This window comes from Virgisporangium aurantiacum (genome assembly GCF_016863635.1).
Taxonomy (GTDB): Bacteria; Actinomycetota; Actinomycetes; order Mycobacteriales; family Micromonosporaceae; genus Virgisporangium; species Virgisporangium aurantiacum.
Genome location: NZ_BOPG01000023.1, coordinates 204953 through 226960, shown reverse-complemented (window position 1 = coordinate 226960; position 22008 = coordinate 204953). Strand labels below are relative to the sequence as shown.

The following is a 22008-nucleotide window of genomic DNA, read 5'->3' as shown; positions in this document are numbered from 1 at the left end:
CAGTGATGCGTACCAGCGAGGAGATCTACCACCGGGTCCGGTGGGATCCGCGGTTCGACCCGGCCCGGTTCGTGCTCGGCATCAACGTCCGCGGCGCGGCGCCCAAGCGCGTCCCGTTGCCGAACTTCGTTCCCGGCGGCGACATCCCGTGGCACCGCGTGCTGTTCGTGGAGGCCGACGGCGAGGTGGTCTGGGACCGCGCGGCGGGGGTCGACCGGGTCGACTCGTCGGGCGCCGGCCGCGTGCGGGAGGCGCGGCTGCTGCGCGCGCCGTTCTTCACCGCCCGCACGCCGTACGGCTACGACAACGGCTGGCGGCCGGCCGAGAACGAGGGAGCCGGAACGGCGACAGCGATTCGGCTGCTGACGTGGAACACGTTGTGGGACCGCTACGACAGCGACCGCATCGACACCGCCCGCCGGTGGCCGCTGCTGCTCGCCGCCCTCCGGAACGCCGACGCCGACGTCATCGCGCTGCAGGAGGTGCAGGCCGGGCTGCTGGCGATGATCCTCGCCGCGCCATGGGTCCGCGAAGAGTACACAGTGGACACCGACGAGCGCGGCCGCGAGGTCGAGGCGAGCGGGCTGCTGATGCTCAGCCGGCTGCCGGTGCGGGAGGCCGGCCGGCACGCGTTCGGCCCGTACAAGGCCGCCGCCGGGCTCACCGTGCTGACGGCCGCCGGCCCGCTGGTGGTGGTCGGCACCCACCTGACGAGCGACCACACCGACGGCGGTGCCACGCACCGGACGCGCGAACTCACCGAACTGGCCGACGGGCTCGGCGGGGTCGACGCCGACGTGGTGCTGCTCGGCGACTTCAACGACGGCAGCGCCACCCCGGCCATGACGCTGGGAATGCGTGACACCTGGACGGAGCTGACCGGCGACGACACGGCGACGTTCGACCCGGGCGTCAACCCGCTCGCCGCCGTCTCGTCGTTGTCGATGCGGGCCGCGCGGATCGACCGGGTCCTGCTGCGCGGGCCGACGTTCCGCCCGACCGGAGCCGTCCTCTGTGGACAGACGCCCGCGACACCCGACGGGCTGTTCGTCTCCGACCACTTCGGCGTGTGCGTCGAGCTCGCGGCGGGCGCACCCGACGGCACCGCGGTGCTCGACGTCGCGCCGACCGCCCGCACGGCCGTCGCCTGGTTGCCGCCAGACGAGTTGTGGCCGGCGATCCAGCGCGTCCGCGCCGCACACGATCCGCAGGTCGACCGGTGGCCGCCGCACGTGAACCTGCTCTTCGGCTTCGTGCCGGAGGCCGACTTCGAGCGGGCGCTGCCGCTGGTCGCCGACGCCGCCGCGAAGGTGGCGCCGTTCACGGCCCGCCTCGACGGGATCAGGACGTTCCGGCACCGCGACGAGATGACGGTGTGGCTCGACCCGGCCGCGGCCGATCCGGCGCCGTGGGCGGCGCTGCGGCGGGAACTGGAGCTGCGGTTCCCGCGGTGCCGCGGGCGGGCCGAGGGTTTCACGCCGCATCTCACGCTCGGTCGCACCGCCGATCCTGACGGCGCAACCGTACAGGTAAAGGGATCCACGGCACCCGTGGGCGAACTCGTGCTCCTGTCGCGCCGCGGCGACGGCCCGATGGAGACCCGCGCGACGGTCGCATTGGGAACGGGTGCTACGCGGTGGGCGTCATCTATTTTGTCCTTTGTAGACAGTGGCCGCGATGGCCCGGCACCGGCGATCGCGGCCAGGCTGGCGGTGGCGCTGGCCCCCGGCGTCGTCGAGGTGGTCGGGTCGCGGCGGATGGGATGCGCGCGGCCGGGATCGGACCTCGATCTGGTCGCCGCGTTGCCGGGTGTCGGAGACCTGTCCACAGTGGAGTCCGCTGTTCGAAGCGTATTGCCCGGGGCGGCGATCCGGGAGGTGGTCGGTGCGCGGGTGCCCGGCCTACGGCTGCGGATCGATGGTCTCACCACGGATCTCGTGGTGGTGTTCACCGGCGACGTCGCGCCGGCGGAGGCGGTCGCGCGGCGCATGGAGCTCGGTGAGGCGGCGGCGGTGGCGTTGCGGGCAGTCAGCGACGCCGACGCAATACTCGCCGCCGTCGACGGGAAGCGTGCCGCGTTCGCCGCGTTGGCCCGCACGGTCAAGGGGTGGGCGCGGGCGCGCGGGCTGGATTCCGCGCCGCACGGCGGGATCCCGGGCATCGCGTGGGCGGTACTGGCGGCGCGTGTCGGGCGCGAGCACGGCGACCTGCCGGCCGACGCGCTGGTTCGGGAGTTCTTCGGGACGTGGGCGGCGTGGGACTGGCGCGAGCCGGTGACGCTGGCCGGGCCGCCCGGTGACGCGGTGGGCCGCGCCCTGTCGATCTACACGCCGACGGCGCCGGTGCGGCTGTGCACGGAGCAGGTCGGTGCGGGCTGGCGTGACCTGGTGACGCAGGAGTTGTACGAGGCGTGGGAGAACCCGGCGGAACTGCTGGCGCCGCCGCCGATGCACCGCCGGCACGCGGCCTGGGCCGTGCTCTCCGTGCCGGCCCACGAGGCGACGAAGGGGCGGGTGCGCGGGCGGGTGCGGTCGTTGCTCACGGCGCTGGAAGAGGCCGGTGTGACGGATGCGCACGCGTGGCCCCGGCCGTTCGAATCCACTGTGGACACCGTGCGGTACGCGATCGGCCTCGGACGCCGACCGGTCGACCGGCCGGCGCTCGCCGCGCTGGCGGAACCGTGGTGCGCCGGGCTGGCCGGGGTCGAGGTGTCCTGGGTGGACGGTGGATCGGTGCCCACCTTGCGCTAAGGCCGGCCGACCGGCCGCCGATTGTCATATAGCCAAACTCCGTCGCTGGGCGAACCGTCGTCCGGCACCGGCCCAAAGGCAGGTCCCATGGCGATCAACGCAATCGGTTCCGGAAACGCACTGCAGCTCAGTTTTCCCACGGCCAACAACCAGAACCGGGATCCCGAGGCGTACCAGGCGGCGGTCAACGCACAGGCCGACCTCCTGCAGGCGGTCCGGCACGTCGACCTGCCCGCGAAGGTCGCCGCCGACCTGCCGCAGCCGAGCGAGCGGACCGACGGGGGACGGCTCGACGTCTACCTGTGATCGCTTGACTCGCCCCGCTAAACATTGGGTGGACATCGAGCGGGAAGGGTACCGATGGCGTCCACCCAGAACCGGAACGAGTATCTCGACCGGGTCGTCGCGCAGCAGCAGGTCCTCGAGGAGAACCTGAAGTCCAACCGCGGCGCGGCACCGGCGCCCGCGCAGGCTCAGGCGCCCCACGCGGCACGCGGCCGGGCAGCCGCGCGGCCGCCGGCCGACCGGCCCCGGCCGGCCGGGGTCGAGGTGCGGGTCACCGGCTTCTGGCGGTGGAGAACCGTTCTGGTGCCGCCGAACGCGTTCGTGGTGCACACCCGCCGCAGCCGGCCCGAGCCGCTGCACATCGGGCTCGGGGTGTCGTTCCGGTACCGGCCGCAGACCGACGCGTTCCTCGTCGTGCCCGGCGCGATGCAGACGATCCTCCTCAGCGCCTTCTCGATCTGCCGCGAGCTGCAGGGCGTGGTGGTGCAGGCGTACGTCCAGTGGATCATCGAGGACTTCGCCACCGCGTACCGCAAGCTCGACTTCAGCGATCCCGACGACCCGATGCGCCTGGTCAACCTGCAGCTGAAGGAGCAGGCGGAGGCCGCCATCAAGGACAAGGTCGCCACGATGGGCGTCCACGAGGTCCTCAGCGACAAGCAGCCGATCATCGAGGAGCTCACCGCCCGCCTGAGAGCGGTGGCCGAGGGCGACAGCGGGCTCGGGCTGCGCATCGTCACCGTGCAGATCAAGGAGGCCGTGGTCAGCTCGTCCCGCCTCTGGGAGAACCTGCAGAAGCCCTACCGCGCCGAACAGGAACGCGTCGCGCGGCTCGCGGAACTCACGGCCGCCGACGCGGTCTCCGAGCGCGAGATGAGCGTCGCCCGTGCCCGCGAGACCCGCCGCCTGGCCGACGAACGCGAACTCGGCGACCTGCGCCACCGCGACGAGTCGGCGGGCTTCGACCGCGACACGGCCGAGCGCGTCCGCCGGGCCGGCCGCGAGCAGGAGGACGCGCGGACGCTCGCCGACCTGGAGAACGAGACGGCGGCCCACGCGTTGGAGTTGCGCCGTGCCCGGCAGCGGCAGGAGCACGAGGTCACCCTGGCGCGGATGGAGAACGAGCAGGCATTGCGCGCCCTCGAACGGGAGGACGAAGCGGCGACCGCGGCGGCCGCACACGAACAGGCCCTGCTGGTCCTCGACCGGGACCGGTTGCGCGGCGACATCGCGAACGCCCAGTCGGCGGAGAGCATCCAGGCCCAACTGGTGGAGCGGCTGCCGGAGATCGTCGCGAGGATGCCCAAGCCGGCCGAGCTTCGCGCGGTGACCATCGGTGGCAACGACGGCACGTCGGTGGGCGGGCTGATCGCGGAGCTCGCGGCCGTCGTCAACGCCTTGCGTGACGCTAAAGGTCCCGGCGCAGGGTGACCGACATCGGCGCGAAGCCGTGCCGTCGGTAGAAGCGTTGGGCGCCGTCGTTGGCGGCGTATGCGCTGACGCTGGCATGGCTGGCGCCGTTGGCCCGGGCCCACGCGAGGAAGTGCTCCACGAGCCGGCTGCCGACCCCGCTGCCCCGGGCGGCGGGGTCGACCCGGATGCTCTCCAGCACCGCGACGGCAACGGGGCGCAGGTCGCCCGGGGCCTGCAGCTTGCCCACCAGATGGCCGACGGTCGCGGTGCCGGCCCGGGCGACGGTCAGCAGGCAGTCGTCGGTGCCGACCAGCCCGCCGTAGTACTCGGCGCCGCCGCGGGCCGGCCAGGTGATGTCCATTGTGGAGTCATGGGTGCCGGCGTCCTCCCGGAACAGGCCGGCCACGGAGACGAGTAGGTCGTCGATGTCGTCGGCGGTCACCACATGGATGTCGATTCCCGTCACCCGCCCGACTGTACGGGCCCTCCGCGCGGACGGAGGGCCCGTGACGCTCAGGCTCAGGCTCAGGCTCAGGTGAGGGTGAACCGCCAGCCCTCGTTGATGGTCGGAACGTGGGCGGTTTCCCGGGTGACGTTGCTGCCCAACCGGTACTCGCACGTCTGCATGTCGTGCCGCATGCCGACGGTGTGCACGTCCATGACGACGTCGAAGCTCTGCAGCCCGTACTCACCGAGCATGGTGCGGAACGGCGGGATCGGGGCGGTGGCGCCGACACCGATGGAGGTGGTGCGCGACACCTGGATCTGGAAGCCGGTGGCCAGCGTGACGGTCAGCGCCAGCGTCTCCGGGTTGGCGCGGCCGCCCTGGATGGTCAGGGTGATGGAGGCGGTCATCGTGACCGTCCGGGACTCGGTGGCGGTCCAGTTGCCGTTGATGGTCTGGTCGGTGCGGTTCTCGTTGAACCGGCCGTACGCCAGCTCGAATACGGGCGTCGTCGAGACGACGATGTACCGGATGCCGTCCCGTGCGTAGCCGCCCTGGTTGGTGCCCCACCAGTCGATCGGTCCGAGCGACGAGCACGGCGCCACCTGGATGGGAGCGTGCGGGAATCCGGGGCCGATGGCCGGGTCGGCGAGCGCGGCACCGGGTGTGGCCGTGATCAGGGCGACGAACGCCGCGAGGGCGCCGAGCCTCCTTGTCAGTTTCACATCGGGCTCCTTCCTGTCGACGAAACGCCGCCAGTCTGGAGTGGGGGACTGGACAACGACTGGTCGTCGACTGGGCGCCGAATGTCTAGCGCACCGGAACGGCGTCCTTCGTGGCGGGGGCGTCGGTCCGGCGCCGGCGCAGCGCCCGGGCGACGAGGACCGACGTCACCGCGACGGCGACCACGGCGACCGCCGGGTCGGGCAGGCGGAGCAGCTTGAGCCCGCTGGCGAGCAGGACAACGGCCAGGGCCGCCCGGACGAAGCCGGCCGGTGCGCGCGTGGACAGGTGCGCGCCGAGCAGCACGCCGGGGATCGACCCGACGAGCAGCGCACCGGCGACGTCGAGGTGCAGGTCACCGAAGAACAGGTGCCCGAGCGCGGCCGCGGTGACCAGCGGAACGGCCTGGATGAGGTCGGTGCCGACGAGGTCGTTGGCCCGCAGCGTCGGGTACAGCATGAGCAGGAAGACGATGATCAGGGACCCGGAGCCGACCGACGTCATGCCGACCACGAGCCCGCCGACCGCGCCGAGCAGCAGCGTGGGGAGCGGGCGGACCCGGATCGCGGCGGCCGTTCTCGCTGCCCGGGCCATATAGGCCTTGCCGACGAGACCGGCGACGGCCAGGATCAGCGCCACCCCGAGCGCGATCCGGACGACGTTCTGGACGTCACCGCCGCCGACCGCCCGGGCGAGGAGCGCGCCGCAGAACGCGCTGGGCACGCTGCCGGCGCACAGCCAGCCGACGAGGCGCCAGTTCACGGTGCCCCGCCGGGCGTGCACGACCCCGCCGAACGGCTTCATCACGGCGCTGACGACGAGGTCGCTCGACACCGCGGCGAGCGGCGGGATGCCGAAGAACAGCACCAGGATCGGCGTAATGAGAGCGCCCCCGCCCATGCCGGTCAGCCCGACCACGATGCCCACGCCGAAGCCAGCGGCCGCGAGTACCACGTCCATCCGACGAGTCTGAAGAGCGAATCCCCACCTTGTCCACCTTTCCTACTGAGAAGGGTGACTTTCAACACGACCGGGGCGGCGCCGTAGCGCCGCCCCGGGATGTGCAGGTGTGGTTGCGGTTACCGGACCGCTTGCGATCCGCGGTGGTCGAAGTCGTAGTTCTGAGCGGACCGCGCGGCGGCGCGGCTGCCGTCCGGGAAGAACCCGGACTTCGTCAACGCCAGCGTCAGGACGGCGTGCGCGGCGCCGTCACCGAGTTCGGCGAGTGCCTTGACGTTGAGGTTGTTGATGTCGTCGCAGGCCTGGTGGTAGCACGGGTCGTAGGCCACCCCCGCGGTACCGCCGTAGACCGCCGCCTGCGCCGGCGTCTTGACGCCCTCGGCGCCGCTGAACAGACCACCGGCCGGGATGCCGACGGCGATGAACGGACCGTAGTCCGACCGGCCGTCGAACGCGGTCGGGTCGGTGGCCAGGCCCTGGCCGGCGAAGTACTTGCCGAAGATCTCCTCGATCTGCGCCGAGCCGGCCGGACCGGCGGTGCCGGTGGCGGAGCCGTCTCCGTCGTAGACGAACCGGACGTAGTTCGGCGAACCGACCATGTCGAAGTTGAGGTTGGCGTAGATCTTGGCCAGTTCCGTGGCGGGCAGCGTGTCGACGTAGTGCTCGGAACCCAGCAGGCCGGCTTCCTCGGCACCCCAGAACGCGAAACGGAGCTTCTGCCGCGGCTTGATCTTCAGCGCGGAGATCTGCTTCGCGATCTCCAGGATCGTGGCCGTGCCGGACCCGTTGTCGTTGATGCCCGGACCGGGGACGACCGAGTCGAGGTGTGCGCCCACCACGACGACCTTGTTCGGGTCGCCGCCCGGCGAGTCGGCGATGACGTTGGTGGTTGGCCGGTTGCTGCTCTCGGTGCTCGTGACGACGTGCGCCGTTACGGTCCCGGCCTGGGTCTGCTGGTACAGGGCCGCCCCGTCGGCGAAGCTCAGCCCGACGCCGGGGATGGTGAACGGCCGGTTCATGGACCCGTGGAACAGTGCGTCCCGGCCCGGCTGGCCCTCGTTCATGAAGATGACCGCGTCGTAGCCGGCGGCCTGCGCGTTGGCCGCCTTCAACTCGAAGAAGCAGGTGCCGCGCTGGATCAGCGCGATCGACGGCCCGGCCGGTGCCGGCGCGAAGTCGCTGGCCTCGCAGCCCGAGGTGGAGCTGGGTGTGGGCGTCGGCGGCACCAGGATGTCGTTGGTCGGCACGACCGTTCCGGTGACGTCGCCACTGCCGGAGAAGTCGTAGGTGACGGTGTTGTACGTGGTCGGGGTCGGCGAGACCTGCGACAGCTGCGCGGGCGCGAGTTCCTGGTAGAACGGGAACTCGAAGGTCTGCTCCTTGACCTTGTACCCGGACTGCTTGAGCACCTGCTTCACATACGCCGCCGAAGCGGCGTATCCGGGCAGACCGGAGGCGCGGGTGCCGTTGTTCTGGTTGGCGACGCGCTGGAGAACCCGTTCGTGGGAAAGAATCCCGTTGACGGTCACCGCGTCACGCAGACGCTTGGAGTTGATGTCGTCGACGGCCTGTGCGGGCGTCGCGGACACGGCAATGACCACCGCAACTGCGACCGGAATGACGAGTTTTCGCATATTCCCCCCAGATCGTGGCCCATCGCCGGGGCCCAGCGATGTCAATCGAACTTATACCGATCGACGTGCCCGGAGGAGCAGATCTGTCACCCAGGCGTCGCTCAGCGTTCCCATATGGGTCGATCCCGCCGCCCGGTGGCTGGAGCCGGGTCGAAGCGGCGCACGCCTGGTGGCGCATCACCGGTGACGCGGTCGCGGCGGTTCCGGTGCTCGTCGCCGCCGTGGAACCGTTGCGCCGCCGCCGCCCTGCCGCTCAGGGTCGACAGGATTGGTAGCATGATCGGATGACGTCGAACTGGAAGGGCGGATTCCGCCCCGCTCGATGAGCGCCCGGGAGTGGCCGGAGCGCCACACCTATCTCGCACACGCCCTCGCGTTGTCCGCGCTGCACGGTCCCGGCCCCTGGCCCGACGGCGGCGCCCCGTTGCCCGACGCGAAACCACCGGCCGAGCAGCCGTTCCTGTCGGAGGTGGTCTTCGAGGGGATACGCACACACCATGGCGCGGCCGGCGACGACGAAGCCGACGCGATCCTCGATCTGGTGGCGCGGATCGAGGCGCTGACAAGCGGTCCACCCGACGCCGCGGCGCTGCACGACGCCGCGGCGCTGGAGGCGCTGCACGACGCCGCGGCCGCGGTCTCTCCGCTCAGTGTCGCCGACGTTCTGGTGCGCGAGTGCACGGAACGCGACCTCGACGGGGGACGCTTCCGCGAGGTCGGGCGGTGGCTGGCCGAGAACGGCGGTCGCCGGGCGGCGGTAGCGGTCGGCATCGTCCTCCTCGGGGTGGCCGGCGACACCCGCGACCGGTCCCTGCTGTTGCTGCTCGGCGCGTTGGAGGATCTGACCCTGTACGCCACGGTGGCCCTGCTGCGGTCGCAACCCGACCGCGACCGTGCGGTTTTCGACCTGGCCCGGCGGGTGGACGGATGGGGCCGCATCCACGCCGTCGAACGGTTGGCCGGCACCGGCGACCCGGAGATCAAGGGATGGCTGCTGCGCGAGGGCTACCGCAACGGAATCATGAACGAGTACCTCGCCCACCTCGCCGCCACCACCGGGGATCTGGCCGGTGCGCTGGCCGCCGACCCGGTCAGCGACGATGTGATCGACGGCGCCGGCGGAATCCTGCTCGCCCTCTGCAACGGCGGACCGGCCCGGGACATGACCGACTACGAGGACGGGCCGGTCGCGGTCGAGCGGTACCTGGTCCAGGTCGGTCGGCGACCGCCGGTGCTGCGCCGCATGGCGATCGTGGGGACGCTCAACAGGTCCCTCACGGATCTGCCGTGGGACGGAGCGGTGCGCGCTGCGCTGTCGGCACGCTGTACCGGGCTGACCGACCGCGCGGACTGGCGGGCGACGCTGGCCGACGCCGTCGGTAGCGACGACCTGGAGGTGTTCCGCCGGGCGATCTGGCCGGCCACCACCGTCGGGGTGCCCATCCGCGATCGGTTGAAGCACCATCTGCCCGCCGCGCCCTTCGACATGGATCTGTGGTGGCCGCTCGTCGACGATCCCGGCGACTTCGACGAGGTCGTGGAGCTCGCGACGGAGCTGCTGCCGCTCGACGACCTTGCCACCGGTCCCGGCCTGACCCTCACGTTCTGCGCCGGCCCGGCCGGCATCCTCGACGTGGTGGTGAGCCGACTCGCCGACCACCCGGGCACGGGCTGGCCGCTCATCCGCGCGGCCCTGTCGAACGAGACGATCCGCAACCGGAACATGGCACTCCAGGCCCTCGCGGCGTGGCCCACCGTTCCTGCGGAGGTCGCCGCCGCGGTCCGCGAAGCCGCACGGATCGAACCCGACGACCGGCTCCGTGCCGCCATGGCGGCGCTGCTCGCAGACAGGGGTTAGCTGGTCGCGCTGAGTGGTGTCGGCGGGTCGGGTTGCGCCCGGGTGCCGGGTTCGGTACCCGGGGGTGACCCGGTTCCCGCGTAACGGCCGTGGCTGCCGGCCGTTCGGCGCTGACCGGGTGCCCGGCAACGCCTCTATCGTCGCCCCGGACCGGAACGGGGTGCGGAACGGGGGCAAGGGCTGATGGGCGTCGCTCATTTCTGGAAGCGGGTGCCCGGCGCGGCCATCGACGGCCGGCGGCCGAAGGAGCTCAGCGACCTGGTCCCGTACTGGTTCGACCCCGGCTTCCCGGCCGAGCGCGACCGCGGTCTCCTGGTGGGCGTCCTGAACACCGGCGACCTGATCGGCACGCTGCTCGCCTTCGGCGCGGTCGGCACGGGACACGAACCGGCCGCCGGTGTCGTCTCGGGCCGCCCGCACGATTGGGACGAGGAGTGGACCGTCGGCACGATCGGCGTCGCCGATGTCCGTCAGGTGGCGGCGTTCCTCCTCGCGGCGCCGTTCCAGCAGTGGGCCGTCCGGCACCATGCCCCGCTCGCGGCCGAGGCGGAGTCGCTGGGCTTCGACCTCGAAGCCGCCGACGTGGTCGGCGGCGCGGAGCGGCTGGCCGCGTTGTTCGTCGCCGCCGCCGCGCACGACCAGGCGGTCGTCGTGAAGGTCTCCGCGTAGGTCTCCGCGTAGGGAATAGCCGTTGGCGGTCCGGTGTTGCCAGGCTTCGTGCAGATCGAGGTGTGGTCCGACATCGTGTGCCCGTGGTGCTACATCGGGAAGCGGCGGCTGGAGACGGCGCTGAGCCGGTTCCCGCACCGGGACGCGGTCGAGGTCGTCTGGCGGTCGTTCCAGCTCGATCCCCGCATCCCCGAGGGTCACACCGAGCTGACGCTGCCCGCGGTGGCCGCCAAGTACGGCATCGGCGAGGAGCAGATGCGCGCGCAGATGGCCCGCGTCGAGCAGTTGGCCGCAGCCGAGGGTCTCGACTACGACCTCGCCAACGGGGTCAGCGGCAACGCGCTGCTCGCCCACCAGCTCATCCACCTCGCCGCCGGGCACGGGCTGGGCGGGGCGATGAAGGAGCGGCTGCTGCACGCCCACTTCGAGGAGCGCCGCTCGGTCTTCGACATCGAGGCGCTGGTGCCGCTGGGCGTCGAGGTCGGGCTCGACGAGGACGAGGTGCGCACGGCGTTGACCGACAAGCGTTTCCTGCCCGCGGTGCGGGAGGACATCGCGACGGCGCGGGCGCTGGGCGGCAACGGGGTCCCGTTCTTCGTGGTCGACCGCACGTACGGCGCGTCCGGCGCGCAGCCACCGGAGGTGCTGCTCCAGCTTCTGGAGCGGGCATGGGCCGACAGCCACCCGCTCACGACCGTCCCGGCGGCCGACGGCTGCGACGACGGAAGCTGCGCCGTCTGACGCCGATTGACATGGAATAACGTTCCAGATAGCTTCGGCCCGCATCGGACCTGATCATCGAATGGCTATCCCTCGATGGAGTGATCCTGTGCGAATGCTTCGGCATGCCCTGCTGGCCGCGGTCGTCACGGCCACCGCGCTCACCGCTGCCCCCGTTGCCGTCCACGCCGCTGTTCCCGCCGCTGTTCCCGCCGCTGTTCCCGCCGCTGTTCCCGCCGCGCCCGGCGCGGGAACGCCGACCGACCCGGTCGTCGTCGCCACCGCCGAGCCCGGTAAGCGCGCGTTCTTCGGCGACATCATCAAGCTCCACAATGGACGGTTGCTCGCGGCCTACCGCGAGTCCGTCGCCCACATCAACCAGGACGGCCGCATCATGGTCGTCGAGAGCCGCGACCAGGGACACACCTGGAGCACGCCGCGGCTGGCGATCGACACCGCGATCGACGACCGCGATCCCAAGCTGATGCAGACGCGCGGCGGCGCGATCCTGTTGAGCTTCTTCCGCACCGACTGGACCGGCTACCCGCCGGGGCCGGTGACGCTCGTCGGAACGTTCGTCGCCCGGTCCACCAACGGCGGTGCCTCGTGGAGCGACCCGGTCGAGGTGGGCACGGCGATGGAGGGCCCGTCGACCGTGGTCGTCGGCGCCTACTACGCCGGGCACGCCGCGACCCACGGTCCGATCGTCGAACTTCCCAACGGCGAACTCCTCGTGCCGCTCTACGGCCGTCTCCCCGAAGGCGGAAGGCAACCGGCGACGGTCGTGCGCTCGCGCGACGGCGGACGCACCTGGCCGAAGGAGACGGAGTCGATGATCGGCCACACGACCGACCTCGACTTCCAGGAACCCAACCTGAGCCTGCTGAGGAACGGCTCGCTCCTGGCGATCCTCCGGACGTCGATCAACATCGCGTACGCATCCTGGTCGTACGACTTCGGTCGCACGTGGACGACGCCGGTCTCGACCGGGCTGCCCGCGTCGTCGCACCACCAACTGGTGCTGCACAACGGCGACGTCCTGCTGACCTACGGCGACCTGTCCGGCCAGTTCGGCCCCGGCCGCCCGACCGCCGGCCGGATCCTCGAACGCCCCGAACGAAACATCGAGGCCCGCCGGGACATCCTCATCTACGACGCGGTGATCCACGGCCCGGCCACCACCGACCAGGCCAACCCGTCGAGCGTCGAACTACGACCCGGCCGCTACTTCACGATCACCTCGGACCCCCACATCGCCGCGATCGTGGGCATCTACACCAACCACCGCGACTACCGCTAGAAAGACATGGCCCCATGGTCGGGCGGCGGCCCGAGCCCGGATCCGGGAGACAACGGTCGGCTGAAACCGAACGTTGTCTCCCGAAAGGCGGCCACCCGTCCGTACCGCAACAACGTGGTTGATTTTCCGTGTTATGACACGGGCCATCCACCGCATTGATGCGGTAGCCGGATGGTCAGCCCGGAGAGAGCAGGGCTTCGATCGCGATCAGCGTGCGCCAGTTCCGCGCCGTCCCTCCCACGCCGAGGCGCTTGAGTAACGGCGCGTGCTGCAACCGGCTCGCCCGGCTGGCCGCCGCATAACAGACGCACACCTCCAGGCCGCGCACGGCCAGCGCATCGGGCGACCAATCCGATTCCAGGAGGGGCGCCACTCCAGCCGGATCCGGCGGGGCGTCGAGGTGGATGACCTGGACGCCCGTCGGGCGCGCGGCCGCCTCCGACGGGAACGGGTTCCAGGCGAGCACGTCGCGGATCTGTTGCGGCGTGCGGACGACCACCGATGTGGTCACACCGAACTCGGCGTGGATCACCGCTTCCACCGCCTGCGCGGCCCGGGAGGCGCTGCGGTGGCGGGACCGCGCGACCACGTTGCCGCTCTGCACGTAGGTGCGGACGTCGTCGAAGCCGGCCACCGTCAAAGCCTGGCGCAGCTGTGGCATGGCGACCTTGTTGCGGGCGCCGAGGTTGATCGCGCGGGGTAGGAGGACCCACTCGGGCATGCCTGATCGTAAAGTAACCAGCGTGGAACCGTTGTACCGGCGGGTCAACACCCGGGCCCGGAACGTCCGTCACCGCCATGGTGGCGACTTCCGGCATCGGCGGAACACCGAGGCGGAGCGGGTCTCCGACGCCACGCGTGGGCCGATGAAACGACAGCGGCGCGGCCTGGACTACACGCCGCTGTTCCGGTTCCTGCTGTCGAAGGTCGGCGAGGACTGGGACGAGGTGTTCGGCGACGCCGCGAAGCGGCTCGACCGCACCGAGCCCGTCTTCTGGTTGGTCGCCCGGCAACCGCACGAACGACAGGCCTACGTACGGGTGGGGGAGAGCACCTACTACAGCGGGCTGTTCGTCGACGACGGGAATCGGCTGCGGAAAGTCGACCCGGAGCTCGGCCCGGAGTCCATGTCACGATCGTGTGAGTGTTGCACCCACACGTTCAACGGTGTCAGGTTCGGAGAACGATGAAGGTCACCAGGCTCACGGTCATCCCGCTCAAGGGTCTCGGCGCCCACCACCCCGAGGAGATCACGGTCACCGCCACCGGCATTCGGGGTGACCGGCAGCTGTTCCTCGTCGACGACAGTGATCGCCTGTTCTCGTGCACGCGTACCGGCGCCTTCTACGGCCTGCGCGCCGACTACGACGTCGAGGGGCGACGCCTGAGGGTCGGCGACGAAGAGGGGCCGATCGAGCTCGGCGCGCCGCTCACGGCGTCCTTTATCGGGTCTCGAAAGGTGAGCGCCCGGGAGGTGATCGGCCCGTGGAGCGAGATGTTCAGCCGGCTCGCCGAACGGCCGCTGCGGTTGGCGTTCGCCGACGAGCCGAACGGCGGCTGCGACGAGTACCCGCTCACAGTGCTCGGCGTCGCCTCGACGGAAGAGCTCGCCCGCCGGTCGGGAATGTCCACAATGGACGGCCGCCGCTTCCGCATGTCGATCGAGTTCGACGGTGCCGCGCCGCACGCCGAAGATGCCTGGAAGGATGTGGGGATCGGTGACGTCGTGGTGCGCGTCCGCGGGCCGGTTCCGCGGTGTGCGGCCACCACCCGCCACCCCGATCGCGGCGACGCCGACCTCAAGACGTTGCACCTGCTCAAGGCGGCCCGCGACAACACCCTGTTCGGCGTCTACGCCGAGGTTGTCACGCCGGGCACGATCAGATTGGGCGACCCGCTCCGTTGACCTTGGCCGGTACCGTCGGCGGGGTGAGGCTGACGATCCTTGCCGCCACCGGCGGTATCGGCAGGGAGTTGCTGCGCCAGGCGATCGCCGCCGGGCATGACGTGACGGCCGTCGTCCGGAATCCGGCCCGGCTGCCCGACACGCCGGCGCGGGTGGTGGCGACCGATCTCGCCGCACCCGATCCCGCGCTGCTGCGCGACGCGGTCGCGGGCAACGACGCGGTGCTCTCCGGGCTCGGGGCGCGCACGGGGGCCGAGGCGGGCGTCGCGTCCCGGGGCACCCGGGCGGTCGTCGAGGCGATGCGCGCGTCGGGTGTCCGGCGCATCGTCGTGGTCAGCGCGGCGTCCGTCGGCACCGTGCCGTCTCCGGGACGACCGCACCCACCGCGACACAATCCGGGCGACGGGCCCTTCATCCGGTACGTCGCGACGCCGCTGGCCAAGGCGGCGTTCGGCCGGCACTACGCCGACCTGGCGCTGATGGAGGACGTGTTGCGCGACAGCGGGCTCGACTGGACCGTCTCGCGCCCGCCACGGTTGCTGAACGTCGCGCTGCGGCGCCGGTACCGGACCGCCATAGGACGCAACGTGCGCGGCGGCGCGTTCATCTCGCGGGCGCACGTCGCCGAGCACATGCTCGACATGCTGGACCGGCCCGAGACGTACCACCGGGACATCGGCATCGCCTACTGATGAGACGACACCGCGTCACGTTCGTCGCCGCCGGCGTGTACAACATCGCCTGGGGTTGCTACGCGGTGCTGGACCCGCAGTGGTTCTACCGGGTCACCGGCCTGCCGCTGTCGAACTCGCCGCAGATCTTCGCCTGCCTCGGCATGGTCCTCGGGCTGTACGGCCTGCTCTACCTGGAGGTCGCCCGCCGGCCGGAGACCGGTTGGCCGATCGCCGCGGTCGGCCTCGCCGGCAAGATTCTCGGGCCGCTGGGCCTGGCCTGGCTGATCGCGACCGGCACGTGGCCGGCCAGCACCGTCGTCATGATCGTCACCAACGACCTGATCTGGTGGGTGCCGTTCGCCCTCTATCTCCGCGACGCCTGGCCGGCCTACCGAACGGGCCGGCCGGGCGAACCCGCCCGACCGGCCCCACCCGACGAATCAGCTCTCGGGGGATGAGCCGATGCGCTGGGTCAGCAGGATCACCTTGGTCAAGAGTTCCGGCTCGTCGGTCGCGAGCTCCGACGTCCGCACGACCTTGGTGAAGCCGCCGTCGTACGTGACGGTCACGGTGTAGATGAAGAAGTCGCAGCACGGGTTCTTGGGTCCGTAGAGCGGCTTCAACGCCAGGTACTCCGGCGTGGAGACGAGCGCCAGCAGCCGGGCGCCGGGCTCGCCGAAGTGTTCGGCGTCGACGGTCCAGGTCTGCGGGATGCCGGTGAAGCCGCCGGTACGCACGAGCTCAACCCGGTTGGCGACCAGGGTTTTAGGCCCCGGCACGTCCGCCGTGGACGCCGCGGTAGCGGCACCCGGCATGGCCAGCGCGGCGGTGGCGATTCCGAGCAGCAGCGCGGCCGCGGCGAGCAGGCGACGGATGATCCGGCCCGATTCGTTACGCATGAACGCATTCCTTTCGGTGATTAGCGGGACCGGTCGAGCATGGGCATGCCGGGCCGCTTTCCGAATGCGTACTTCTACGTACCGACGGGACGTATCTGAGGCGAACCGATCACCTCAGTCACGCAGGCCGAACGCGGTGCGTACGGCGGTGAGCGCCCAGCCCATGCGGGCCGCGGCGGTCTCCGGATGCTCGCCGAACTCGCCGGCGACGTGGACGGCGCAGCCGAGTTCACCGATCCGGTGGAGGGTGACCGTCACCGCGTCGCGGACCCGGTCGACACCGGGCGCCTCCGATGCCTGCACCGGCGACACGAACAGGGCCTCGGCCCGGACCGCCTCGATCGTCCTGCTCATGTCCCACCTCCGGGGTTCTGGTTCATCTTCCGAACACTGTTGAGTGTCGATCCGTGGACACCCGGAATCGAGGTGGCTAACGGGACTCTCGGTGGAGGCCAGCCCTCCAATCTCGGGTAGGGATTTCCCCACCCCTGTACTACTGCTTGACACATTGTCAAGTCTAGACACAAAATCCAGGAATGGCTCATCCGCAGTGGCTGGCGCCGGTGGTGCCGGCGGTGGAGGCGATCGTCGCCCTGTTCCATCCGCACGTCGAGGCCGTCGTGTACGACGTCGACACCGACACCGTGGTCGCGATCTGGAACCCGGTGTCGGGCCGCCGACCCGGTGACGCGTCCCTGCTCGAGCCGGAACTGATCACCGCCGGTGCGATGTACGGCCCGTACGCCAAGGTGGATGTGCGGGGCCGCACCTGGACCTCGGTGAGCGTGCCCCTCCCGTCCCATAACGCTCTGCTTTGTCTGAACTTCGACCGCACGGTCCTCGACACGGCGGTCTCCGCCCTCACCACGTTCGCGGCCGCGGTCGAACCGCGGCCGCCCGCGCTGTTCGAACGCGACTGGCGCGAGGAGATCAACCTGCTCGTCGACGGTTGGTGCCGCGCCGCGCAGCTGCCCCGCCGCGCCATGAACGCGGCCCAGCGACGCGAGCTGGTCGCCCATCTCGACGGCAAGGGCGTGTTCGGCGTCCGCCACTCCGCCAGGCACGTGGCCACCGCGCTCGGTGTGTCCCGCGCCACCGTCTACGGCCTGCTCAAGGCATGCCGTGCTTCGTTCGATGGAGAGTGACCGCCATGCGGCTGCCGTTGCCGGACTTCCGGCTGGAAAGTTACTTCTCCCGGTGGGAGTTCGCCGCGGAACACCACCTGACCGCCTCCGACGCGCAGACCCTCACCCTGGCCGAGTTGCTGGCCCTCGCGACCGACGAGGACCGCGCGGCGTTCACCGACCTGCCGCTGAGCTACGTGCCGACCTGGGGCACCGACCGGCTCCGCGCCGCGATCGCCGCCACCTACGACACCTGTGACCCGGCCGACGTGCTCACGTTCGCCGGCGCCGAGGAGGCCATCTTCTGGCTGATGCAGCTGCTCGTGGGCCCCGGCGAGCACGCCGTGGTGACGGTGCCGAACTACCAGGCGATGGAGACGCTGCCGATCGCGAGCGGGGTGCAGGTCTCCGGGGTGCTGCTCGACGAGGCCGACGGCTGGCGGCTCGACCTGGACCGGGTGCGGGCGGCGCTGCGCCCATCGACCCGGCTGGTCGCGGTGAACTTCCCGAACAACCCGACCGGCGCCGTTCCGGACCCGTCCACGTGGCAGGGACTGGCCGAGCTGTGCGCGGAGCGCGGGATCCGGCTCGTCGCCGACGAGGTCTTCCGCGGCCTCGAACTCGACCCGGCCCGCCGCCTCACCCAGGCCGCCGACATGTCGCCGACCGCGGTGTCGGTGAACGTCCTGTCCAAGTCGTACGGGCTGCCCGGGCTGCGCGTCGGCTGGGTCGCCACCCGCGACCGCGACGTGCTGCGGTCGCTGGAGCGGCACAAGCAGTACACGTCCATCTGCAACGCCGGCCCGAGCGAGTTCCTCGGCGCGATCGCCGTCGAGCGGGGCGCGGCGATCCACGCCCGCAACCGCGGCATCGTCGCCGACAACCTGGCCACGTTCGGCGCGTTCTTCGCGGTCCACAAAGATCTTTTTGAATGGACGCCACCCGACGGCGGCTGCGTCGCCTTCCCGCGCTACCTCGGCCCCGAGGGGGCGGGCGCGTTCTGCCGCAACCTGGTCGAGACCGCCGGCGTACTGCTGCTGCCCGGCGACATCTTCGGTTCCGACCTCGCCCCGGTGCCCGCCGACCGGTTCCGCATCGGCGTCGGCCGCCGCGACCCCGGCCCGGCCCTGGCCGCGATCGACCGCTTCCTGGGCCGCGGTCACCCGGCGGGGTGACCGAGTCGTCATCGCGTCTGAACGCCCGTGGGTGTGGCTGAAGCTCGGTAGCCTCGAACCGCCCGATTTCAGAGGTGAATTGTGCGATCCGACCTCGGCTACTCCCCGGACAACCCGATCACCGTGGGCGGCGGACGGGTGTTCGCGGCCTTCAACGAGCAGCAGTACCTCCGGCGCCTGCGCGGACCGGGCGGTGCACCGCTGGAGTTCCGCCGACGGGGTTCGACCGGCGGCCCGCGGATCCTCGACATCTACGAGATCGAGTCGGCCGAACCGCTCGTGCTGCTGCTCGACCCGTATCGCCCGGGGCCGAACGGCGTCCCGGACGGGTTCACGCTCGACCGCCCGGACGAACCCTGGGCGTTGGCGACCTCCATCGTGCCGGTGGACCCGTCCGCTCCCGCGCCGCCGCCCGCCGGTCCGGCGAAGTGGCGGATGGTCGGCGCGGACGGTGCGACGTACGGGTTCGTCGACTTCGGTGCCGGCGGCGCGGTCACCGTCGACATGCCGCAGCACACCGGTGCGCTGCTGCGCGAGCGGGTCGACCTGTTTGTCGGGATGACACCGCCGGAGTACCGGGCGGGTGTGCTCGCCGACGTGCTGGAGCGCGTCATCCCCTGGGAGAGCAGGGGAGCCATGCGTGGCATCCCGGAGGCCGCGCGGGCGGAACCCGGTTGGTCCGGGCCGGTCTGGGGAACGGAGAACGATGGGCAGACCCGCCGCCGATGGTGGCCGTTCGGTCGCGGCCGCGCCGGCTGACCGGGCAGGCGCGGCGATCGCGTTGCTCCTTCCGCTGATGGTCGCGCTCACCGGAGACCTCGCGGTCAACACGGCGGGGTCGGTGCCGGTCGCCGTCGCGCTGTCGGCGGCCGCCGCCCTCACGGCCTTCCAGTGCGGACGCGTCTACGTACGGCTGCAGAACGCGCCGTTGTATCCGCGCGAGAACTACTTCGGTGAAGCCGACATCGTCCCCGAACTGCCGGAGGCCCCGGTCGTGGCCCGCCGACGCTTCTACGTCGCGGCGGCCGCCGCCGGCGGAACCGCCCTTCTCCTCGCGACCGCCGAGGTCGTCGTCGGCATGCGCGCGCCGGTTGCCGCGCTCGCGCTCGCGGTCGGTGTCGCCGTCGACGCGGTCCGCGCCGGCCGGCTGGATCCCGCGCGTCGGGAGAAGGCAATGCGCGGCCGGTACGTGCTGTATCTCCGCAACTTCGCGCGAGCCCGTCCGTGGATCGTGCTGGCCACGGTGCTGGCCGCTGCGCCCGGTCCGGTGCTGGCTGTTCTGAGCCCCCGACGGACGGAGGCCCGTTCCCCGTCCTGGTACCTCCTCGGTGTCCTCTTCCCGGTCCAGTTCGCGCGGATCCGCTTCTGGGCCACCGGTGACGACCAGTGGCACCGCGTGGTGACCTCGTGCATGAACTCGTCGCGGGCGATCGTGTACGACTGCTCCGGCCTGCCGCAGACGGAGACGGCCACCTCGGGACTCGAACTGGAGATCGGCTTCTCCGCGGCGTTCGGTGGCGCGCACCCGACCGCGTACGTCACCGAACCCGGCCTGCTCCTGCCGGCGTGGCTGCCCGTGCCGGCGATCCTGCAGACCCGTCCGACGCCGTGGTGGCTGCTGCGCCGCTTCCGGGCCCTGGTCGGGCGGCTCCGCGCCGTCATCCTCCGCCGGCTGCCCGCGGCGGAGCAGGACTACCTGGACCGGTTCTACGCCGCCCTCGGCGAACAGTGGACCGAGGCGGCGATCCGCGACCGCAACCTGGCGCACCGGGAGGGCCGGCGGGATCCGCACGAGTTGCTGATGAGCCGCGATCCCGCCGCCGCGAGCGCCGCGGAGATCCGGCGTCGTGAAACCAACACCGGATGACAGAGCTCGCCGGTATCTGCGACGACCTCGTCGAAGCGCTCTGGGAGGCGGACCCGATCCGGGCCACCCGGATGGGGATCCGCGGGCACGAGCACGAGTTGCCCGACTACAGCGACGCCGGTGCCGAGCGGCACCGGGCCCGGATGAACGGGCTCGCCGCCCGCACGTTCGCCCTGGACGCGAGCCGGCTGGACCCGCAGGAACGGATCACCCGGGCGGTTGCGCTGCAGGCGATCGAGGACGAGCTGGTCGGCGTCGAGGTGCGGGCGCTGGAGTACACGGTAGTCGGCTCGTGGGTCGCCCCCGCCGTCGAGCTGCTGTTCGCGTTGCCCGGGACCGCCGGCACCGATCGGGCCGCTTATCTGGCCCGGCTCGCCGCGATCCCGGCGGCGCTCGATGCCCTCGCTCAGCGGCACCGCGACGGCATCGCGGCCGGCCGCCTTCCGGTGCGATCGCTGGCCCGGGACGCGGTGGCGTTCATCGACAGACATCTGGAGGACCCGGACCGGCTGCCAGCCGAGCACGTGCGTCCGGCCTACGTCCGGTACCGGGACGTGCTGGTCACCGAGGTGGTGCCCCGGTCTCGCCCGGACGACCGGCCCGGGCTGTGCTGGCTGCCGGACGGGACCCGGTACTACGCCGCCCTCTGCCGGCGGCACACCACCACGGTTCGGGACGCCGACGATCTGCACCGCACCGGGATCGACCTGATCGCGCGGCTGGACGAGGAGTACGCCCAGCTCGGCGCCCGCGCCCTCGGCGAGAGCGTTCCGAAACTGGTACGGCGGCGGCTGCGGCAGGACCCGGCGTTGCGCTGGACCGACGCCGACGAGGTGCAGGCGCACGCCCGGGCGACGATCGCCCGGGCCGAGGCGGCGGCACCGGACTGGTTCGGCCGGCTGCCCGACCGCGGCTGCGACGTGCGTGCGGTACCACAGGACCTCGCTCCCGGTGCGCCCGGCGCCTATTACGAGCCCCCGGCGTTGGACGGCAGCCGACCGGGCATCTACTACGTCAACACCCACCGCGTCGGCGAACGCCACCGCCACGCCGGCGAGGCCACCGCGTTCCACGAGGCGGTCCCCGGTCACCACGTGCAGCACACCGCGGCCCAGGGACTGGTCGGACTGCCGTTGCTGCGCCGGATCCAGGAGTCGACGGCATTCGGCGAGGGCTGGGGCCTCTACGCGGAGCGGCTGGCCGACGAGATGGGCCTGTACTCCGACGACCTGGCCCGGCTGGGCATGGTGGCGGCCGACTCGATCCGGGCCGCCCGGCTCGTCGTCGACACTGGGCTGCACGCGCACGGCTGGAGCCGGGAGCGGGCGACGGCCTACCTCCGCGAGAACACCGCGATGGCGGAGGTCGACGTCGAGTCGGAAACCGACCGGTACATCGCCGACCCGGGGCAGGCGCTGGCGTACATGGTAGGTCGACTTGAGATCCAACGGCTGAGAGCGGAAACGGCCGCACGGCTCGACATCCGGGCCTTCCACGACACCGTCCTGGGCAACGGCGCGCTCCCGCTCACCGCACTCACCGAGGTCGTGACGGGGCGGCCTCCCGCGTGAGGGAGGTTCCCGGCGTCGGCCGCGCCGACCTTGCG

23 protein-coding genes are annotated in these 22008 nt (G+C 71.5%); 16 read left to right on the top strand and 7 right to left on the bottom strand.

Annotated elements, in window-relative coordinates:
* Positions 1 to 5: 5 nt before the first annotated feature.
* From Vau01_RS18165 to Vau01_RS18155, 3 genes are all read left to right on the top strand, one after another.
* Positions 6 to 2750, top strand: a complete 2745-nt coding sequence (locus Vau01_RS18165; RefSeq protein WP_203993939.1) for a poly(A) polymerase — start codon at positions 6 to 8, stop codon at positions 2748 to 2750.
* 87 nt (positions 2751 to 2837) lie between these two features.
* Complete coding sequence (locus Vau01_RS18160; RefSeq protein WP_203993936.1) at positions 2838 to 3056, top strand: hypothetical protein; 219 nt, start codon at positions 2838 to 2840, stop codon at positions 3054 to 3056.
* Positions 3057 to 3110: 54 nt separating this feature from the next.
* Positions 3111 to 4466: an SPFH domain-containing protein gene (locus Vau01_RS18155; RefSeq protein WP_203993934.1), complete on the top strand. Its 1356-nt coding sequence runs from the start codon at positions 3111 to 3113 to the stop codon at positions 4464 to 4466.
* On the opposite strand, the gene Vau01_RS18150 is transcribed toward Vau01_RS18155, so the two are convergent.
* The 4 genes from Vau01_RS18150 to Vau01_RS18135 form a co-directional block, all read right to left on the bottom strand.
* Entirely contained in the window at positions 4444 to 4914 is a 471-nt protein-coding gene (locus tag Vau01_RS18150; protein ID WP_203993932.1) for a GNAT family N-acetyltransferase, read from the bottom strand. The genes Vau01_RS18155 and Vau01_RS18150 overlap by 23 nt on opposite strands.
* A gap of 65 nt (positions 4915 to 4979) precedes the next feature.
* Positions 4980 to 5618, bottom strand: coding sequence for a hypothetical protein (locus tag Vau01_RS18145; RefSeq protein ID WP_203993930.1), 639 nt, complete (start codon positions 5616 to 5618; stop codon positions 4980 to 4982).
* A gap of 85 nt (positions 5619 to 5703) precedes the next feature.
* Positions 5704 to 6576 (bottom strand): sulfite exporter TauE/SafE family protein, encoded by an 873-nt coding sequence (locus Vau01_RS18140; RefSeq protein ID WP_203993928.1) that lies wholly within the window; start codon positions 6574 to 6576, stop codon positions 5704 to 5706.
* Positions 6577 to 6695: 119 nt separating this feature from the next.
* On the bottom strand, positions 6696 to 8165 hold the full coding sequence (locus tag Vau01_RS18135) for a M28 family metallopeptidase (RefSeq protein WP_239151678.1): 1470 nt from the start codon (positions 8163 to 8165) through the stop codon (positions 6696 to 6698).
* 367 nt (positions 8166 to 8532) lie between these two features.
* Between Vau01_RS18135 and Vau01_RS18130 the strand changes: the two genes are divergently transcribed.
* The 4 genes from Vau01_RS18130 to Vau01_RS18115 all read left to right on the top strand — a co-directional run bounded on the left by Vau01_RS18130 (position 8533) and on the right by Vau01_RS18115 (position 12757).
* The gene (locus Vau01_RS18130) at positions 8533 to 10068 is read left to right on the top strand and encodes a hypothetical protein (protein WP_203993924.1); all 1536 of its coding nucleotides are present in this window, start codon (positions 8533 to 8535) and stop codon (positions 10066 to 10068) included.
* Between the two features lie 183 nt (positions 10069 to 10251).
* Entirely contained in the window at positions 10252 to 10737 is a 486-nt protein-coding gene (locus Vau01_RS18125) for a hypothetical protein (protein WP_203993922.1), read from the top strand.
* A gap of 33 nt (positions 10738 to 10770) precedes the next feature.
* Positions 10771 to 11478, top strand: coding sequence for a DsbA family oxidoreductase (locus Vau01_RS18120; RefSeq protein WP_239151677.1), 708 nt, complete (start codon positions 10771 to 10773; stop codon positions 11476 to 11478).
* 94 nt (positions 11479 to 11572) lie between these two features.
* Positions 11573 to 12757 carry a sialidase family protein gene (locus Vau01_RS18115; protein WP_203993919.1) on the top strand — a complete coding sequence of 395 codons (1185 nt, stop codon included), beginning with the start codon at positions 11573 to 11575 and terminating at the stop codon, positions 12755 to 12757.
* Positions 12758 to 12932: 175 nt separating this feature from the next.
* Here Vau01_RS18115 and Vau01_RS18110 read toward each other — a convergent pair whose 3' ends face one another.
* Positions 12933 to 13478: a DUF1697 domain-containing protein gene (locus Vau01_RS18110; protein WP_203993916.1), complete on the bottom strand. Its 546-nt coding sequence runs from the start codon at positions 13476 to 13478 to the stop codon at positions 12933 to 12935.
* Between the two features lie 22 nt (positions 13479 to 13500).
* On the opposite strand from Vau01_RS18110, the gene Vau01_RS18105 reads away from it, so the two are divergent.
* From Vau01_RS18105 to Vau01_RS18090, 4 genes are read left to right on the top strand one after another with little or no spacing between them, the layout of a single operon-like run.
* Positions 13501 to 13947 (top strand): hypothetical protein, encoded by a 447-nt coding sequence (locus Vau01_RS18105; RefSeq protein WP_203993913.1) that lies wholly within the window; start codon positions 13501 to 13503, stop codon positions 13945 to 13947.
* Entirely contained in the window at positions 13944 to 14663 is a 720-nt protein-coding gene (locus Vau01_RS18100; protein WP_203993910.1) for an MOSC domain-containing protein, read from the top strand. Before Vau01_RS18105 ends, Vau01_RS18100 begins: the two co-directional genes overlap by 4 nt.
* Positions 14664 to 14686: 23 nt before the next feature.
* Positions 14687 to 15355, top strand: a complete 669-nt coding sequence (locus tag Vau01_RS18095) for an NAD(P)-dependent oxidoreductase (RefSeq protein WP_203993907.1) — start codon at positions 14687 to 14689, stop codon at positions 15353 to 15355.
* Positions 15355 to 15795, top strand: a complete 441-nt coding sequence (locus tag Vau01_RS18090) for a hypothetical protein (RefSeq protein WP_203993904.1) — start codon at positions 15355 to 15357, stop codon at positions 15793 to 15795. Before Vau01_RS18095 ends, Vau01_RS18090 begins: the two co-directional genes overlap by 1 nt.
* On the opposite strand, the gene Vau01_RS18085 is transcribed toward Vau01_RS18090, so the two are convergent.
* Both Vau01_RS18085 and Vau01_RS18080 read right to left on the bottom strand, forming a co-directional pair.
* Complete coding sequence (locus tag Vau01_RS18085) at positions 15778 to 16236, bottom strand: hypothetical protein (RefSeq protein WP_203993901.1); 459 nt, start codon at positions 16234 to 16236, stop codon at positions 15778 to 15780. The two genes, Vau01_RS18090 and Vau01_RS18085, sit on opposite strands and share 18 nt — an antisense overlap.
* Positions 16237 to 16350: 114 nt before the next feature.
* Entirely contained in the window at positions 16351 to 16590 is a 240-nt protein-coding gene (locus Vau01_RS18080) for a hypothetical protein (RefSeq protein WP_203993898.1), read from the bottom strand.
* A gap of 182 nt (positions 16591 to 16772) precedes the next feature.
* Between Vau01_RS18080 and Vau01_RS18075 the strand changes: the two genes are divergently transcribed.
* From Vau01_RS18075 to Vau01_RS18055, 5 genes are all read left to right on the top strand, one after another.
* Positions 16773 to 17381, top strand: coding sequence for a helix-turn-helix transcriptional regulator (locus tag Vau01_RS18075; protein WP_203993894.1), 609 nt, complete (start codon positions 16773 to 16775; stop codon positions 17379 to 17381).
* Between the two features lie 5 nt (positions 17382 to 17386).
* Positions 17387 to 18535 carry a pyridoxal phosphate-dependent aminotransferase gene (locus Vau01_RS18070; protein WP_203993891.1) on the top strand — a complete coding sequence of 383 codons (1149 nt, stop codon included), beginning with the start codon at positions 17387 to 17389 and terminating at the stop codon, positions 18533 to 18535.
* 81 nt (positions 18536 to 18616) lie between these two features.
* On the top strand, positions 18617 to 19294 hold the full coding sequence (locus Vau01_RS18065) for a hypothetical protein (protein ID WP_203993888.1): 678 nt from the start codon (positions 18617 to 18619) through the stop codon (positions 19292 to 19294).
* Positions 19242 to 20402, top strand: a complete 1161-nt coding sequence (locus Vau01_RS18060; RefSeq protein ID WP_203993885.1) for a hypothetical protein — start codon at positions 19242 to 19244, stop codon at positions 20400 to 20402. The genes Vau01_RS18065 and Vau01_RS18060 overlap by 53 nt, the downstream gene beginning before the upstream one ends.
* On the top strand, positions 20399 to 21973 hold the full coding sequence (locus tag Vau01_RS18055) for a DUF885 domain-containing protein (RefSeq protein ID WP_203993882.1): 1575 nt from the start codon (positions 20399 to 20401) through the stop codon (positions 21971 to 21973). Before Vau01_RS18060 ends, Vau01_RS18055 begins: the two co-directional genes overlap by 4 nt.
* Positions 21974 to 22008 lie beyond the last annotated feature (35 nt).

Excerpts from the sequence above, each read along its gene's own strand:
- Vau01_RS18160 (WP_203993936.1), top strand. The coding sequence starts at position 2,838 with ATGGCGATCAACGCAATCGGTTCCGGAAACGCACTGCAGCTCAGTTTT.
- Vau01_RS18115 (WP_203993919.1), top strand. The coding sequence starts at position 11,573 with ATGCTTCGGCATGCCCTGCTGGCCGCGGTCGTCACGGCCACCGCGCTC.
- Vau01_RS18165 (WP_203993939.1), top strand. The coding sequence starts at position 6 with ATGCGTACCAGCGAGGAGATCTACCACCGGGTCCGGTGGGATCCGCGG.
- Vau01_RS18100 (WP_203993910.1), top strand. The coding sequence starts at position 13,944 with ATGAAGGTCACCAGGCTCACGGTCATCCCGCTCAAGGGTCTCGGCGCC.
- Vau01_RS18070 (WP_203993891.1), top strand. The coding sequence starts at position 17,387 with ATGCGGCTGCCGTTGCCGGACTTCCGGCTGGAAAGTTACTTCTCCCGG.
- Vau01_RS18110 (WP_203993916.1), bottom strand. The coding sequence starts at position 13,478 with ATGCCCGAGTGGGTCCTCCTACCCCGCGCGATCAACCTCGGCGCCCGC.
- Vau01_RS18075 (WP_203993894.1), top strand. The coding sequence starts at position 16,773 with ATGGCTCATCCGCAGTGGCTGGCGCCGGTGGTGCCGGCGGTGGAGGCG.
- Vau01_RS18140 (WP_203993928.1), bottom strand. The coding sequence starts at position 6,576 with ATGGACGTGGTACTCGCGGCCGCTGGCTTCGGCGTGGGCATCGTGGTC.
- Vau01_RS18060 (WP_203993885.1), top strand. The coding sequence starts at position 19,242 with ATGGGCAGACCCGCCGCCGATGGTGGCCGTTCGGTCGCGGCCGCGCCG.
- Vau01_RS18080 (WP_203993898.1), bottom strand. The coding sequence starts at position 16,590 with ATGAGCAGGACGATCGAGGCGGTCCGGGCCGAGGCCCTGTTCGTGTCG.
- Vau01_RS18130 (WP_203993924.1), top strand. The coding sequence starts at position 8,533 with ATGAGCGCCCGGGAGTGGCCGGAGCGCCACACCTATCTCGCACACGCC.
- Vau01_RS18155 (WP_203993934.1), top strand. The coding sequence starts at position 3,111 with ATGGCGTCCACCCAGAACCGGAACGAGTATCTCGACCGGGTCGTCGCG.
- Vau01_RS18125 (WP_203993922.1), top strand. The coding sequence starts at position 10,252 with ATGGGCGTCGCTCATTTCTGGAAGCGGGTGCCCGGCGCGGCCATCGAC.
- Vau01_RS18090 (WP_203993904.1), top strand. The coding sequence starts at position 15,355 with ATGAGACGACACCGCGTCACGTTCGTCGCCGCCGGCGTGTACAACATC.
- Vau01_RS18055 (WP_203993882.1), top strand. The coding sequence starts at position 20,399 with ATGACAGAGCTCGCCGGTATCTGCGACGACCTCGTCGAAGCGCTCTGG.
- Vau01_RS18085 (WP_203993901.1), bottom strand. The coding sequence starts at position 16,236 with ATGCGTAACGAATCGGGCCGGATCATCCGTCGCCTGCTCGCCGCGGCC.